Origin of the sequence: Pseudomonas sp. StFLB209 (assembly GCF_000829415.1) — a bacterium.
Classification (GTDB): Bacteria; Pseudomonadota; Gammaproteobacteria; order Pseudomonadales; family Pseudomonadaceae; genus Aquipseudomonas.
Genome location: NZ_AP014637.1, coordinates 907,510 through 922,063 on the forward strand (window position 1 = coordinate 907,510; position 14,554 = coordinate 922,063).

At 59.9% G+C, this 14,554-nt stretch carries 15 protein-coding genes; 11 read left to right on the top strand and 4 right to left on the bottom strand.

The window, feature by feature from the left end; all coding sequences use genetic code 11:
* Positions 1–39: 39 nt before the first annotated feature.
* The 3 genes from PSCI_RS04255 to PSCI_RS04265 all read right to left on the bottom strand — a co-directional run bounded on the left by PSCI_RS04255 (position 40) and on the right by PSCI_RS04265 (position 1,704).
* Positions 40–276, bottom strand: a complete 237-nt coding sequence (locus PSCI_RS04255; RefSeq protein WP_045483240.1) for a helix-turn-helix domain-containing protein — start codon at positions 274–276, stop codon at positions 40–42.
* Positions 277–1,049: 773 nt separating this feature from the next.
* The gene (locus PSCI_RS29415) at positions 1,050–1,301 is read right to left on the bottom strand and encodes a hypothetical protein (RefSeq protein ID WP_045483242.1); all 252 of its coding nucleotides are present in this window, start codon (positions 1,299–1,301) and stop codon (positions 1,050–1,052) included.
* Between the two features lie 115 nt (positions 1,302–1,416).
* Complete coding sequence (locus PSCI_RS04265; RefSeq protein WP_045483244.1) at positions 1,417–1,704, bottom strand: helix-turn-helix domain-containing protein; 288 nt, start codon at positions 1,702–1,704, stop codon at positions 1,417–1,419.
* A 128-nt stretch (positions 1,705–1,832) separates the two neighbouring features.
* On the opposite strand from PSCI_RS04265, the gene PSCI_RS28945 reads away from it, so the two are divergent.
* The 8 genes from PSCI_RS28945 to PSCI_RS04300 all read left to right on the top strand — a co-directional run bounded on the left by PSCI_RS28945 (position 1,833) and on the right by PSCI_RS04300 (position 10,158).
* Positions 1,833–2,165 (top strand): hypothetical protein, encoded by a 333-nt coding sequence (locus PSCI_RS28945; RefSeq protein ID WP_144403193.1) that lies wholly within the window; start codon positions 1,833–1,835, stop codon positions 2,163–2,165.
* A 225-nt stretch (positions 2,166–2,390) separates the two neighbouring features.
* A complete protein-coding gene (locus PSCI_RS04275) occupies positions 2,391–4,031 on the top strand; it encodes a methyl-accepting chemotaxis protein (RefSeq protein WP_045483246.1) in 1,641 nt (546 codons plus the stop codon).
* A 216-nt stretch (positions 4,032–4,247) separates the two neighbouring features.
* Positions 4,248–6,338, top strand: coding sequence for an AAA family ATPase (locus tag PSCI_RS04280; RefSeq protein ID WP_045483248.1), 2,091 nt, complete (start codon positions 4,248–4,250; stop codon positions 6,336–6,338).
* Between the two features lie 91 nt (positions 6,339–6,429).
* Positions 6,430–7,494, top strand: a complete 1,065-nt coding sequence (locus PSCI_RS04285; protein ID WP_084709838.1) for a helix-turn-helix transcriptional regulator — start codon at positions 6,430–6,432, stop codon at positions 7,492–7,494.
* Complete coding sequence (locus tag PSCI_RS04290; RefSeq protein WP_045483251.1) at positions 7,494–8,240, top strand: hypothetical protein; 747 nt, start codon at positions 7,494–7,496, stop codon at positions 8,238–8,240. Before PSCI_RS04285 ends, PSCI_RS04290 begins: the two co-directional genes overlap by 1 nt.
* Complete coding sequence (locus tag PSCI_RS28950; protein WP_144403194.1) at positions 8,237–8,533, top strand: hypothetical protein; 297 nt, start codon at positions 8,237–8,239, stop codon at positions 8,531–8,533. The genes PSCI_RS04290 and PSCI_RS28950 overlap by 4 nt, the downstream gene beginning before the upstream one ends.
* A 51-nt stretch (positions 8,534–8,584) precedes the next feature.
* Entirely contained in the window at positions 8,585–9,691 is a 1,107-nt protein-coding gene (locus tag PSCI_RS04295) for a saccharopine dehydrogenase family protein (protein ID WP_045483254.1), read from the top strand.
* Complete coding sequence (locus tag PSCI_RS04300) at positions 9,688–10,158, top strand: DUF2269 family protein (RefSeq protein ID WP_045483257.1); 471 nt, start codon at positions 9,688–9,690, stop codon at positions 10,156–10,158. Before PSCI_RS04295 ends, PSCI_RS04300 begins: the two co-directional genes overlap by 4 nt.
* Before the next feature lie 9 nt (positions 10,159–10,167).
* Here the strand turns inward: PSCI_RS04300 and PSCI_RS04305 are convergent, their stop codons facing one another.
* Entirely contained in the window at positions 10,168–10,638 is a 471-nt protein-coding gene (locus tag PSCI_RS04305; RefSeq protein WP_045483260.1) for a MarR family winged helix-turn-helix transcriptional regulator, read from the bottom strand.
* Between the two features lie 252 nt (positions 10,639–10,890).
* On the opposite strand from PSCI_RS04305, the gene PSCI_RS04310 reads away from it, so the two are divergent.
* The 3 genes from PSCI_RS04310 (at position 10,891) to PSCI_RS04320 (ending at position 14,533) form a co-directional block, all read left to right on the top strand.
* Positions 10,891–11,844 (top strand): PDR/VanB family oxidoreductase, encoded by a 954-nt coding sequence (locus PSCI_RS04310; RefSeq protein ID WP_045483263.1) that lies wholly within the window; start codon positions 10,891–10,893, stop codon positions 11,842–11,844.
* Between the two features lie 34 nt (positions 11,845–11,878).
* The gene (locus PSCI_RS04315; RefSeq protein WP_045483266.1) at positions 11,879–12,958 is read left to right on the top strand and encodes an aromatic ring-hydroxylating dioxygenase subunit alpha; all 1,080 of its coding nucleotides are present in this window, start codon (positions 11,879–11,881) and stop codon (positions 12,956–12,958) included.
* 240 nt (positions 12,959–13,198) lie between these two features.
* Positions 13,199–14,533, top strand: coding sequence for an MFS transporter (locus PSCI_RS04320; RefSeq protein ID WP_045483269.1), 1,335 nt, complete (start codon positions 13,199–13,201; stop codon positions 14,531–14,533).
* Positions 14,534–14,554: the final 21 nt, after the last annotated feature.

Below are 14,554 nucleotides of genomic sequence, written 5' to 3' on the forward strand. Positions count from 1 at the left end.
TTCGCGACGCAGTGCGTCGCGCATTGATGAGCCACCAAATTAAAAAGGACTCACCTGTCCACACTCAGGCGCCACGTCCCCCGTGGTAAGCCACAACGCATATTTCCTGAACCGCTCATGATTGGCGACTTTCAGGAAAGGCTGCAGCCCCATCTCAGTGATCGCAGCTTCGTACTTTTTCCAGCTACTGATACTGATGCCAACAACCTCACAAAACTCACCCTGCGTCAGGCCCTCCCGGGCGCGGATGGCTTTCATTTTTTCAGGCAGATCCACGCTTCGACATCTCCATTGACAAGTTCCACCCCGCCCCGCCAGCGCCATTGATCATACCGGCATGCGTCGCGGCAAGGTGACGGCCATTGCCTGGTATCGTCGCAGCCATTCCGGCAAGGCCACGGTCTGGCTGTGCCGCTGCGATTGCGGGCTGTTTGAATACCGGCGCCCCGGCACCTGGGTTGCCCGGCCTTTCCCTGATGATATGTGTCGTGCGTGTCTGCGAGGCAAAGGCCCCAATGCCCGGCATACAGCCCCGAAGCGTTTGCTGCGATGGCGTGAGGAACTGCACAGCCTTGGCCTGAGCGATGTGGAGATAGCGCGGATTCAGGCACCGGGTGCGAATGTGGAGACCAGGGGCAGGACTGTGGTTGAGATACGGGAGCAGCTTTAGCTGCAACAGTGTTCACCAAGGTACTGGATGACCGCAGTGGGAGCTACCCTGGTAGCGAAGAGGCCGGTAAAGTCACAGCAACTGCTGCGAATGTGCTGGCGTCTTCGCGAGCAACCGGAGCGCCGGCCGGCTGCTCCCACCGGGGGCATACGTGCTTAAGTGAACAGCCTTGCGGCTAAAGCCGCTCACAAATTGCTGAGGCCCAGCCAAGCGATTATCCGGCCCCACTCAATCCGCTATGCATTGAATTCCGGATCGGGAGCGCCGGCTAGAACGCATGCAATGTCCCGGTCTACTTCGGGTTCTGGAACTGGCCGATCAATGATCAGTTGCTGGACGAGCTATCGGCCATGACCGGGCATCGCTATCGTCTGATGCATCAACACACCTGAATCGGGAGCACACACTGGATCTCGACAACCATGCGTACCTGACGACCTCCGAGGCGCTGGCGCAGCTCTGCGGCGCCGTGGCCCGGCCTTCCATCCTTAAGGAAGTCGATCACCTGATTGATGGCGAAGCCTATGATAAGGCGCTGCCTGGGCGTATTGCCGCCAGCTTGTATCAGGCTTGCAGAAACAGTGATTGGACCCGCTGCCAGTGCTCTGGAAAATCGGGTCGCAAGATTCATTTACTTCAGTGCTTGCTGAACGCGCCCGATCGAATACGCTGAAAAAACTGACCCACTCATCAACTAACAAGTGCGGGTTTCATAACTTCCTTACCATCGAGATATAAAGCCTGCTTCACGTTATCTTTCCCATACGGACGTTTAGCCTTTCCAGAAGAAGCTTGACCACCTCCTCCTGACTGAGCGCACCGCGCTTTGCGTAGCACACGACCAATAGTTCCAGCGGATGGACGCCCATCCTCGCTGCCAGTTGATCGAGCTTCTCCAGCGTGGGGCTTTTCAAGCCCCGTTCGATTTCAGAAAGGTAGGTCCGGCCGCTGACCCCGACAAAATCTTCCTGGGTCAGTCCTTTGGACTCTCGAATTTCTTTCAGCGCAGCACCGACGGCTTTGCTCAGCTCCATGGCGTGCCCCTTTACAAAAGAAAGGGTTTTCGCTTGAATGCATGCAATAGCACTACACGCTATAGCAGTCGCACCTAAAATTTATCCCCTCAGTTTTAGTACCGCCCCCAGCAGGAAGCAACTCGCTCATGATCACCAAGGACTTGCAAACGCAACTAACGGCCCATCTTTTTTCATTATTGTCCCCCGATTCCCCGTCAGGCTCAGCGCTCGAAACTTGCACCACAAATGAACAGGCCCATGTGCGTGCCGAAATGGTCAGCGCGCTCTGCTGCTATTTAATGAAAGACTGGGAACAGCTGCCCGAGTACAGCAAGCGCCCAATCGATTTCAACTTCGTGGCCGGCAGCGAGGCTGAGGAAGTCGCCCTGAAACAACTGGCCAGGGTCTTCATGGAATACGCGGAGATTGCCTTGAAAAACGCGCTGGCTTCGCAGCGCGAGCGGCAGGCAGACAAGTAACCAAACGTTTCTTTGCGCACAGCGCCCGGTGCTGCCCCGCCAAGCCACAACAGGTTCAGGCTGGGGCTTTCGGCTCGTTGCTGACGGGAGTTCTGCGAACATCGCTTGATCTGGATCAGCTCGTAACGCGGCGCCGCCGTTAATCTTGGCAAAATGCCACTAAAGTTTTCGCACTTCTGTTCGAGACACTGGCTACAGAAAATAATTCAGCCTGGATGCTGCACTATGCCTTTGCGTAATTTCAGTTTGCAAACCAAGCTGCTGCTGGTGTTGACCGTGGTCAACCTGATCAGTGTGGTGTCGTTCATCAGCTACGCCCAATACGCCAAGACTCAGGACATCCGCCAGCAGATCGACAATCGCCTGCGCACCGCAGCTTATGCGGTGCCGCGAGTGCTGGGCGACAACTACCTTGACCGCGCGCGCAAGGCCGATGGCCTCAAGGAAGGCGAGTACCTCAGCCAGGTGCGCAACCTGGGCGAGTACGCCGGGGATGTGGATCTCAAGTATGCCTACAGCATGATGGTCGATGCGCAGGGCCAGGTGTATTACCTGGCCGACGGCTCCAGCGCTGCCGACATTGCCAATAACAGCTATTCCAAACACCTGCAGCATTACACCGATGCCAGCCCGGCAGTGCTGGAGGCGGCGCGCAGCGGGCAAGCGCAGTTTGATGAGTACACCGACAGCTATGGCAGTTTCCGCTCGATCTTCCTGCCACTGCGCACCGCCAGCGGTCAGGCCTATGTGGTCGGTGTGGATGTCACCCTGACCGCCCTGCAACAGGCTATCAGCGCCAGCCTGTACAGCCTGTTGCTGATCGGCGCCGCCACCTTCGGTATCGGTTTGCTGCTGTCGTGGCTGGCGGCGCGGATGCTGGTGCAGGGCATTCACCACCTGACCGGCCAGCTCAACCATATTGCTGACAAACGCGACCTGTCGACCACCGTGACCGTCATCACCGGCGATGAAATGGGCCAGATGGGCAAACGCCTGTCGAGCCTGTTGCAGGACGTGCGCCAGACCCTGGGCAGCGCCTCGGGCATGGCTGACAACAACCAGCGGCTGGCCGCGACCTTTCTGTTGCTGGCAGAAGACATTGCCAGGCGCATCCAGCAAGCCGGTGGCCAACTGGCCGATATCAACCAGCACGGCCAGTCGATTCGTCAGTCGGCCGAGCAGTCGTCCAATCTGGCCGGCACGGTGCGCGGTTACCTGGAATGCGCCACCAGCGAACTGACCCGCACCCATCAAGACCTCAAAAGCCTGATCGGCGATGTGCACCACAGCACCTCGGCCAATATAGAACTGGCCGGTGACCTGAACCGCCTGAGCAGCGAAGCCGAACAGATCGGTCAGGTGCTGCAGATGATTGCCGGGATTTCTGACCAGACCAACCTGCTGGCACTCAACGCCGCCATCGAAGCTGCGCGTGCCGGTGAAGCCGGGCGCGGCTTTGCGGTGGTGGCCGATGAAGTGCGCAAGCTGGCCGGCCAGACCCAGAGCGTGCTGACCGACGCCCAGCAAGTGATCAGCGCTGTAACCCAGGGTATCCGCCAGACCGCCCAGCGCATGGGCAGCGCGGCCGAACAGTCGCGCAACCTAGCCACCGCCTCGGACGGTACCCTGGATGTGATCGACGGGCTGGTCAAACAAATGGGCCAGGTCAGCGACACCATGGACCGCGCCCTGGCCAGCAGCGAAGAAATCCAGCACGCGGTGACCGACATCGCCGGCCGCCTGGGCGGCATGCATGAAACCTTCGAACAGACGCATCAGGGCGTGACCGAGATCCACGACTCGGCCACCACCCTGGGCAACAATGCTCAGGCGCTGAAGGTGGGGCTTGGCGTGTTCATGACCTGAGTAGTGGGTCTGAGTAGCGAGCTTTGCTCTCTCAGAATGCGGTTCCGTCTGCTGGAGCAAACATCGCTTACCAAAGCATCCATTCTGCAAGACCGGCTGCGGCGCAGTAGCCGGATTGTCAGAGCACCGGGCTGATTCCCGAATACAGACTCGCTGCGACACATCCTGACCATTGCCTGCTGCAAGCTGTCTCTACTGCCCCTCAGGAGAGACACCATGCCCACCAAGGCCCTTGCCCCCATCGCCCACAACAGCCCGCGCGCCGAGGACACCTGCGCCTTGTCATTGAAGTGGTGCTATCAATTACTGCTGGAGCTTGGCGGGCATCGGACTTTTATCAGCCGGCATGGCCTCAACGACGACGATCTGGCCGTCGAGTTGGGCCTTGGCAAGTGGCTGGACGCCGATGAGGCCAGCCCGGTCCAGTTGCGCCGCGCCCTGCGCGGGGCGGCGCGGCAGTTCGATGTGGATCATCCGTGCCTGACCTATCCCGACCGCCTGGCCGCTAACCTGATGGCGCTGGGCGAACTGTTGGCCTTGAACGAGACCGAGTTGCAGGTGCTGGGTTTCTGCGTGCTGATGTGCAGCGACCCGATTCTCAACGACACCACCGATCAACTGGGCATGCTCGGTTTCAACCGCGCTGTACGGGTCTTGTCGGTATTGTTGGGTTTGCCACAGCCCAGGATCGAAGCCTGCCTGAGCAACGACAGCGCGCTGGTGCGCAGCGGTTTGCTGGAAGTCAGCACCTCGGCCCGGGCCTCAATGGTACTCACGGCGATTATCTCGGTGGCTAACCCGGAACTGCCGGGGCTGCTGCGCCACAGCCAGGGCACGGCTCTGGAGCTGTTCAGCTATGCCTTTCGCCTGAGCCCGTCGGGTAACCTGGCTCACGAACATTACAGCCACTTGCGCCAGCCGCTGACCATTGCCGAGCGCTATCTGAACAAGGCGCTGATCAATAAACGCCGGGGCGTGAACATACTGCTGTACGGCCCGCCCGGTACCGGCAAGACCCACCTCAGCCGTCTGTTGGCGGCCAGCCTGCGCACACCGCTGTACGAAGTGGCCTGCACGGACAGCGACGGCGACCCGGTGTCCTCCAAACAGCGCCTGTGCTCCCTGCGCGCCGCCAACAGTGTGCTCGGTGCACAGCGGGCGATGTTGGTCATGGATGAAATCGAGGATGTGTTCCAGTCCACCCGACACGATCCACAAGGCCGGGCACAGAAGGCCTGGATCAACCGTATGCTGGAAGAAAACCCGCTGCCGTGCTTCTGGCTGAGCAACAGCATCGAAGCCATTGATGCCGCTCATGTGCGCCGCTTCGACCTGGTGATCGAGGTACCCAACCCGCCCTTGGCGCAGCGCAAGCGCATGTTGCGCGAATGCGGCAGCGGCAAGCTCAGCGAAGACCTCATCACCCAGCTCTCGGCCAATGAGCAGGTCACTCCGGCGGTCCTGGAGCGCGCCGTGCGGGTCGGGCGCAGCGTCTCGCAGCGCGCGGGCAAGAGCCTGGACAACGCCATTCGCTGCATTGTCGACGGCACGCTGAAAGCTCAAGGCTTCGACAGGCTGGAAAGCGCAAACAGCGATCTGCCGGCCTTCTACTCGCCGCAGTGGGTGAACACCGACCAATCCCTGGCCACGCTGACCGAAGGCCTGCGCAGCCACCCGCAAGCGCGCTTGTGCTTCTACGGCCCTCCCGGCACCGGCAAGACCGCCTTCGGTCGCTGGCTGGCACAGGCGTTGGGCAAGCCGTTGCTGGCCAAGCGGGTGTCCGACCTGGTCTCGCCCTACGTGGGTATGACCGAGCAGAACCTCGCAGGGGCCTTCGAGCAAGCGCAACAGCAAGATGCAGTGTTGCTGCTCGATGAGGTCGACAGTTTCCTGCAAGACCGACGCAAGGCTCGCCAGAGCTGGGAGATCACTGCAGTAAACGAAATGCTGACGCAAATGGAGAGTTATCGCGGACTGTTCATTGCCTCGACCAATCTGATCGCCGATCTGGACCAGGCGTCGCTGCGCCGCTTCGACCTAAAGGTGTACTTCGGCTACCTGAGCGCGCAGCAGGCGCAGTCGCTGTTCGCCACGCACCTCAAGGGTCTGAATCTCAAGGATCCACAACAGACCGCCGCCAGCCGCCTGCGCGGCGAAGCGCACCTGACGCCGGGCGACTTTGCCGCGGTGACCCGCCAAGCGCGCTTCAAGCCCTTCGCCACGGCCAACGAGCTGGCCACTGCCCTGCTCGCCGAGTGCCGCCTGAAACCTGCGGCGCAGCAACGGCCGATCGGTTTCATTCATTGATTGACACTCAAATTTTCGGGCTCTGCGCCGATAGCCCGCAAACCGGAATTATTAGACGGCTTACTGCCGCCTGGCCACAAGGAAGAATGCTTTGCCCTCTGCCAAAACGAAGTCGGCTTTGAGCCGCCAGTGGGACTTGCTCAAGCTGCTGCCACGCACCTCGCCAGGTTACACCGTGGCCGACCTGCACAAACGTCTTATCAGTGGAGGGCATGAAATCACCCGGCGTACCGTCGAGCGCGACCTTCTGGATCTGTCCTTCGCGTTCAACCTGCACAGCGAGGAAAGCACTACCCCACGCGGCTGGTTCTTGCCTCGCGGAGCTGATCTGGCACTGTCAGGGATCAGCCTACCCGAAGCCGTCAGCCTGCGCCTGGTCGAAGATGCCGTACGCCCGCTGTTGCCAGCCAGCATGCTCAGTATTCTGGACTCACGCTTTAATCTTGCCCGTAGCAAGCTTGAGGGCGTTGAGGATGGCAGCCCTGGCGCACGCTGGCCCGAGAAAGTCGCCAGTGTGCGCTCTGACTTCAACCTGTTGCCGCCACAGATCAATGCCAGGACGTTGGAAACCATCCAGCAGGCGCTGATCACCGAAAAGCAGCTCCGCTGTCGCTACTACTCGGCGCATTCAGACAAATCCAGCGAACTGACCCTCAACCCGCTGGCCATCGTGCAAAGGGGCCAGATCACTTACCTGATCGCTACGGCCGAAGGCTACAGCGACATCCGTCAGTACGCGGCGCATCGCTTTCAGGACATCGAAGAACTGCAGGTGCCGTGTGAGGGCGTGCAGCAGTTCAAGCTGCAGGATTACCTGGCCACCGACGCTCTGCAGTTCGGCACGCCGACAAAAATCCGCTTCAAGGCCTGGATCAGTGCCCGCCAGGCCCGCCTGATTCGCGAAACACCGCTCAGCCAGGATATGGAACTGCAGGCGCAGGAGGACGGTTTTCTGGTGCAAGCCACCGTGAGCGATACCTGGCAATTGCAGTGGTGGGTTCTGTCTCAGGGTGATGACCTGGTGGTCCATGAACCGGTCGAGCTTCGCCAGCGAGTCCAGAACACGTTGCGCCGGGCTCTGCGGGCTTACGACGACAACCACTCTCATCAAGCAGCGCAACAAACCGAAGCAACAACCGACAACCAAGGAAAGTAATGAAAAAGGCTATCAGGAAAGAACACCGGGCGCGCCGTGCCATTCTGGTACTTGAATCGCCATGGCAACTGGATGAGCGGGATGCCAACCGCTCCAGTGTCGTACCCTTTGTGGAAGGCATCGCCAAATACGCTGGCGATACTGAGGTCTACCACGCCAACTTCTACAACAAGCGCACCTTCGAGCAGGCCTTTGATGTGCTGCGTCGTTGTGGCGCAGACAACGCTCTGGTGTACATCGCCGCACACGGCGCCAAAGGCAAGATTGCAGGGTCGAAAATCGAAGACCTGATTTTCACAATCGGCGCGCATGCCCAAGAGTCCAACATCACCGGCATCATGATCGGGTCCTGCTACGTGGGTGAGGACACAACCATGATGGAAGTGTTCATGGAAGGCACCGGGCTGCGCTGGTGCGCCGGTTATGGTTCCAGTTGCGAATGGCTGACCGGTACCATGATCGACTGCGCGATCATGGCGCAGATGCTCGAACTCGATGAAGATGATCTAAGCGACCGAGACCTGATGGTTGAAAACCTCGGAGCAGCATTGAGTCCGTTTTCCAGAAGTTTTGCTATTGGTGCCGACACCGCGAACAACGATGTCGCGCTGGAAGACTCCATCAACTTCGTCGTCCAGCCTTCCGGACGGGGCTTCCGGGCCCGGGACGTCAAGGCGGAAGTTCTCGCCGAGTACGAGTTCTTTCAGATCTACGAAGACTATGACGAAGAAGACGAGGACGATTGATCCTCGATACCCGCCTGAGGATGATCAGGCACTGGTCCGGCAACTGGAAGAAACCCGTTATCCATCCCCGCCCTGAACGGCGGGGCTGGTCGCGCCCCGATGGTCAGGACATTCACGGCCCCTGCCAGAGTAGCCGCCGTCTGCCCATGAATACGTTTGGCGACATACCCCTGGAGCATACGACCCTGACCATCGATGCAGATCGACACCTGCGCCTTGTCTATTACACTCCGGGCGAAAACTGCAGCACAAAGATCGAGTTCGAACAGTGGCTGGCTTCACCGCAGTTGTGACGAAACAGAAACGGATCCTAGAATCCCCCCGAACCTCACAGGGAGTCACGCATGTCATTCAGGGTGCTGGTTGTCGGCGGCTACGGCAATTTCGGTTTTATCGTCTGTCGGCATCTGTCCGGTGCGCCGGGCATCGAGCTGTTCGCGGCCGGGCGCGATGCGGCGCGTTTGCACAAGCTGGCAGGCCAATTCCCGCTGCAGACCTGGTGCGGTGACGCCCAGGGGGCAGGGTTTGCCGAGGCGCTGCGTCAGTTGCAGATCAATCTGGTGATCCACACCGGCGGGCCGTTTCAGGGGCAGCCCTACCGGGTCGCCGAGCAGTGCATCGAAGCGGGCGTGCATTACTGCGACCTGGCCGACTGCCGGACCTTCGTCAACGGTATTGATGTGCTCGATGCCCAGGCCAAAGCGGCCGGGGTCGCCGTGCTCAGCGGCTGCAGTTCGGTGCCGAGCCTGTCGGCGGCGTTGCTGGATGAACACCGCCAGCACTTCAGCCGCATCGACCGGATCGAGCACGGCATTTCCTCGTCCTCGAAGATGCCCGGCCTGGCCACCATCGAGGGCGTCCTGGCTTACGCTGGCCAGCCGATCCTGCAACGCCGCAATGGCCAGCCCCACGCGGTGCCAGGCTGGCTGGGCTTGCAACGCCGGCATTTAGCGGGGCTGGGCTGGCGCTGGCTGGCCAATGTCGATGTACCGGACATGGACCTGTTCGGCGCCCGTTATGGCGCCCGTGAGCTAGTGTTCAAGGCCGGTCCCGGCCTGATGCCCGGCGCCCTGGCCAATGCGCTGCTGGCCCAGGCGCGGCGCATGGGGCTGATCAACGACCCGCAACCCTGGGCGCGGCGCCTGCACCGGCTGGGCACGGCCTGCGAACGGTTCGGTAACGGTCTCAGCGCGCTGTACATCGAGGCCCATGGCGTGGACCACAACAACCTGCCGTTGCGCCTGAATATCCAGCTCACCGCCGCACGCGAGAAAGGCCCGGAAATACCCAGCTGCGCCTCGGTGGCGTTGGCCCGCAAGCTGGCCAACGGTTACCGGCCTGCAGCAGGCGCGCGCCCTTGCCTGGACGAAATCAGCGTGGCCGAGTACCTGGCCGCCATCGACGCACCGAACGATATCCGGCTCAGCGTGCAGTACCAAGGTCCGGCATGACTTACCTGTACCTCAAGTATCTGCACGTCATCGCAGCGGTATTTCTGTTCGGTTTCGGCATGGGTTCGTACCTGTACCTGATCGCCGCACAGCGGACCCGCAACCCGGTTGTCATCGCCTCGGTGGCAAAGATGGTGGTGCGCTTTGACACTTGGATCACCACCCCGGCCGGGGTCCTGCAATTGGCCACCGGCCTTGGCATGCTGCACCTGACCGGTCTGTCGATAGCCCAGCCCTGGCTGCGCGATGCGCTGATCGTGTTTGTCGCGGTCGGCCTGTTGTGGCTGCCGGTGCTGGTGCTGCAAAAACGCATGCAGAGCCTGGCCGAACACGCCGCCGAGCGCGGTCTGGCACTGCCGTCGAACTGGAACCGGCTGTACCGGCCATGGCTATGGATGGGCGTGGCGGGGTTCGCCGGGATGTTCGTGATTGTGCTGTTGATGGTGACCAAGCAGGGCTTGTTTTAAAGCATGCCCTCATGGCGCGGGCGGATCGTACTCGTTCACGTGCGGAATGTTTTTCTGTAAGCGCCCCAGCAGGTCGACGAGTGTATCCACCTCGGCGGACGACAGGCCGTCGAGCAACCGGCTCTCGCGCTCCAGCGCGACTTTCAATACCCGATCATGCAAAGCCTTGCCTTCTGGCGTCAGGCTGACGGTATAGCGCCGACCGTCGAGCTTATCCACCTGGCTGGTCGCATAGCCCTGTTGTTCCAGGGCCTGAAGGGATCTGCTGACCGCCCCCTTGTCCAGCCCGATGACCTGGCATACGCGGTTGGCCGTGATGTTGTTCTCCACCGCAAGCATTGAAAGCAAGCGCCACTCGACCACGCCGATACCAAAGTGCTTGCGGTACGTCAGAGAAGCGCCCGTAGCCAGTTTGTTGGCCAAGAAGGTCAGCAACGCCGGAACGTAGCGAACAAGATCAAGCTGAGTGGGTGCAGGCATAAAAATACGAACCTTAAGAATCAAACGTTTCAGGCAAATTGGTTGACACCGCAACTAAATACGCCGATTCTACATTCCACGAACCGTGCGTGCTGATCGCATCATAAGCGACAGCCTGATCCCACAAGAATAAATAACGGGAATCCTCATGAACCACACACCTATCCTGCACCCGCCCTCCGCCACCACGTGAGCTAAGCGCTCAGCCCCTATTGAACATTTTTGTGCCACTTGACTGTGGAGGGAGAAGCCATGCTCCGTGTAAAGGTTAGCCACAAGCACCTTGTGGCCGATGATATCTGCAGCTTCGAGCTGTCCCCCGTCGACGAGCAGATCCTGCCCGCGTTCACCGCAGGCGCCCATATCGACGTCTGGACCCCAGCAGGGACGGTGCGCCAGTACTCGCTCTGCAACCACCCTGAAGAACGCCATCGCTACCTGATTGGTGTCCTGCGTGATCCCCACTCAAGGGGCGGTTCGCAGGCCATGCACGAGCTTGTGCAGGAAGGCCAGGAACTCACCATCAGTGCGCCACGAAATCTTTTTCCACTGTCGCCCGATGGGAAAAAACACCTTCTGCTCGCCGGTGGCATTGGCATCACACCCATGCTGGCGATGGCCTATGAGCTGTCCCAGCGCGGCGTTGATTTCGAGTTGCACTACTGCTTTCGCGCCAAAGCAAAAGCCGCGTTTATCGATGTGCTTGAGTCAGCGCCCTTTGCCCGGAACGTGGTGCTGCACGATGACAGCGCCGGCCCGGACGCCGCGTTGAATGCGAGCCTGTTGCTGCAGTCCCCCGTGACTGGCGTTCACCTGTATGTGTGTGGCCCAGGCGGGTTCATGGATTACATCCTGAAGGCCGCCGAAGCTGCGCACTGGCCGCAGGAACAGGTTCATCGGGAGTTCTTCGCCGCCGCACCTGTCGATCAGACCGGCGATCAAGCGTTTGAAGTGGTGCTCGCACGATCGTCCCTCACCTTTCAGATCCCGGCCGACCGCAGCGTCTTCGAAGTGCTTGATGAGGCCGGTATCGAGATACAAAGCTCCTGTGAACAGGGCATCTGCGGCAGCTGTATGACCCAGGTCCTTGAAGGCACGCCCGATCATCGCGACCAGTTCATGACCAAGGCCGAGCATGCATTGAACGACCAGTTCACCCCGTGCTGCTCACGTGCCAAAACACCGCGTCTGGTCCTGGATCTCTGACTTTCCCACTCTAACAACAGCATCGGAAAAGCCTATGAACACCTCAACCAAAGAGCTGGCCTATGAGGTCGGCAAGCAATCCACCCTGCCCAAATTTCCACTCGATCAGTGGTATGTCGCGGCGCTGGGCTGGGAGCTGAAAGACAAACCGGTCGGCCGCACACTGTTGAATAAAGCGGTGGTGCTGTTTCGTACAGCGGACGGGCAAGTCGCTGCTCTGGAAGATCGCTGCTGCCACCGGGCGCTGCCACTCTCCAGCGGCACACTGGAAAGCGGTGGGCTTCGTTGTGGATACCACGGGCTGCTGTTCGATTCTGCAGGCAAGTGCATCGAGATTCCGGGTCAGGAAAAAGTGCCCGGCAAGGCCAAGGTCGCCCTGTTTCATGTCCGCGAGCGTGACCAGATCGTCTGGGTCTGGTTTGGCAGCGAGTCGCACCCGGAGCCGACCTGCGAACCGCCCGAGTACAACGTGCACAGCAGCGGCAAGTATCTGTTTGACGGTGACGTGTACCACTACGACGCGCCCTACCAGCTTATTCACGACAACCTGATGGATCTCAGCCATCTGGGTTATGTGCATCTGAAGACGATTGGTGGCAATGCCAACGTTCATATGCATGCGCAAATGACCGTGCAAAGCGAAGGCGATGTGGTCAAGGTCATCCGTCACATGCCCAACTCGACACCGCCGCCCACCTACTCTGCCGCCTACCCGTTCAAGGGAAACATCGATCGTTGGCAAGAGATCGAGTTTCATGTCAGCCACCTGCGCATCTGGACGGGCGCCGTTGACGCCAACACAGAGTCTCTGCAAGACCCTGAACGCGGCGGATTTCACATGCGTGGGTTCCATGGCGTCACACCCGAGACCGAAAATACAACCCACTATTTCTGGTCGATGGCCACCAACCCCGAAAGCAATCATGCAGAGGTCAAGGCAAAGGTCATCGAACAAACCGCGCTGACCTTTGATGAAGACAAAATCATCATTGAGGCCCAGTACAAGAACATGTGCCGATTCGGCGAACGCCCCATGATCGATATCCATGTCGACGTCGGCGCAAATCGGGCGCGCAAAATCATTGAGCGCCTGCGCCAATCCGACCCGGCATGAGGCCGCTACACCTGCCCCGCCCCCGTCTGCAAGTCCAACGGCAGACTGACTGAAATGAGATGAAAGCAACGCCTTTGTGACTCGTCGAGAAACTGAGGTGCTGGTTAACCCGTGCGTGCTGTTTAAACAACAATAAAAGGTATAGCGCTATGTGTAAGCAATCTTCCCGATTTATCGGGCAGGCTTCGGCCGCCTTGCTTTTGCTCAATTCATTGCCATTGAACAAGGAGGTTTGACGATATGGACAAGTCAATTGGGCAACTAATGGACGAAAAACCCATGGTCAGTTCTCAATGGGGCGTGATCGCTCTTTGCATCCTGATCAACATGCTCGACGGCTTCGACGTGCTGGTAATGGCCTTCACCGCCGCGTCGGTTTCGGCAGACTGGGGACTCAACGGCATCCGCGTCGGCTACCTGCTCAGTGCCGGATTGGTCGGCATGGCAATCGGCTCGTTGTTTATTGCGCCCTGGGCGGACCGGTTCGGCAGACGCCCGCTGATCATGCTCTGCGTGAGCATCGCCGGACTGGGTATGCTCGCCTCCTCTCAAGCAAACAGTTTCGAAACACTCGCCATTCTGCGGCTGATTACGGGGCTTGGCATTGGTGGGGTTCTGGCCAGCAGTTACGTGATTGCCGGCGAATACGCCAACAAAAAATGGCGCGGGCTGGCAATCAGTTTGCAGTCGACGGCCTACGCGCTGGGTGCAACGATTGGCGGGATCATTGCCGCTCAGATCATCCCGACCCAAGGATGGCGCTCGGTGTTTCTGTACGGCGGCATCACCACGCTCTCGACACTGCCGCTGCTGTTTCTCTGGCTTCCAGAGTCACTTGCCTTTCTGACGTCTCGCCAACCGGTCGGCGCCCTGGCCAAGATCAATAAACTGCTGGTACGCGTAAAACTGAACACCATCAGCGCGCTGCCCACCGTTAACGACACCAGCCGTGCGCGCATGCGCGATACGGTAGCCGAATTGTTTTCACCGGCACTGCTGCGTTCAACCTTGCTGATCTGGCTGGCCTTCTTTCTGGTGATGTTCGGCTTCTACTTTGTGCTGAGCTGGACGCCCAGGCTACTGGTCTCGGCCGGCCTCTCCAACGCCCAAGGCATCACGGGCGGTGTACTGCTTAACATGGGCGGCATCGTCGGCACGACCGTCATCGGGCTGCTGGCTGCCCGCTACCCACTGGCTCGCCTGCTGATGCTGTACCTCATCATCAATGCGCTGTTGCTCGCGCTGTTCGTCCAGTTCACCCACAACCTCACACTGGCCTTTGCCGTGGCACTGGCCATCGGCGTATTCGTCAACGGCTGCGTCGCCGGGCTGTATGCCCTTGCCCCGTCTTTCTACAGCGCGTCACAGCGGGTAACAGGCCTGGGCTGGGGAATCGGCATGGGCCGTATCGGGGCCATCCTCTCACCGTTGGTTGCCGGTCACTTGATCGACGCCAACTGGAGCCCGTCGAAGCTCTACATCTTGTTTGCCAGCGCCTTCGTTCTGGCCGCGCTGGTGGTCTGGGGCCTCAAGCGCCGGGCAACGGCGCGCCTGGCACCGGCCAGCGCCAACTGACTGAACTGACAAAAACAAGAA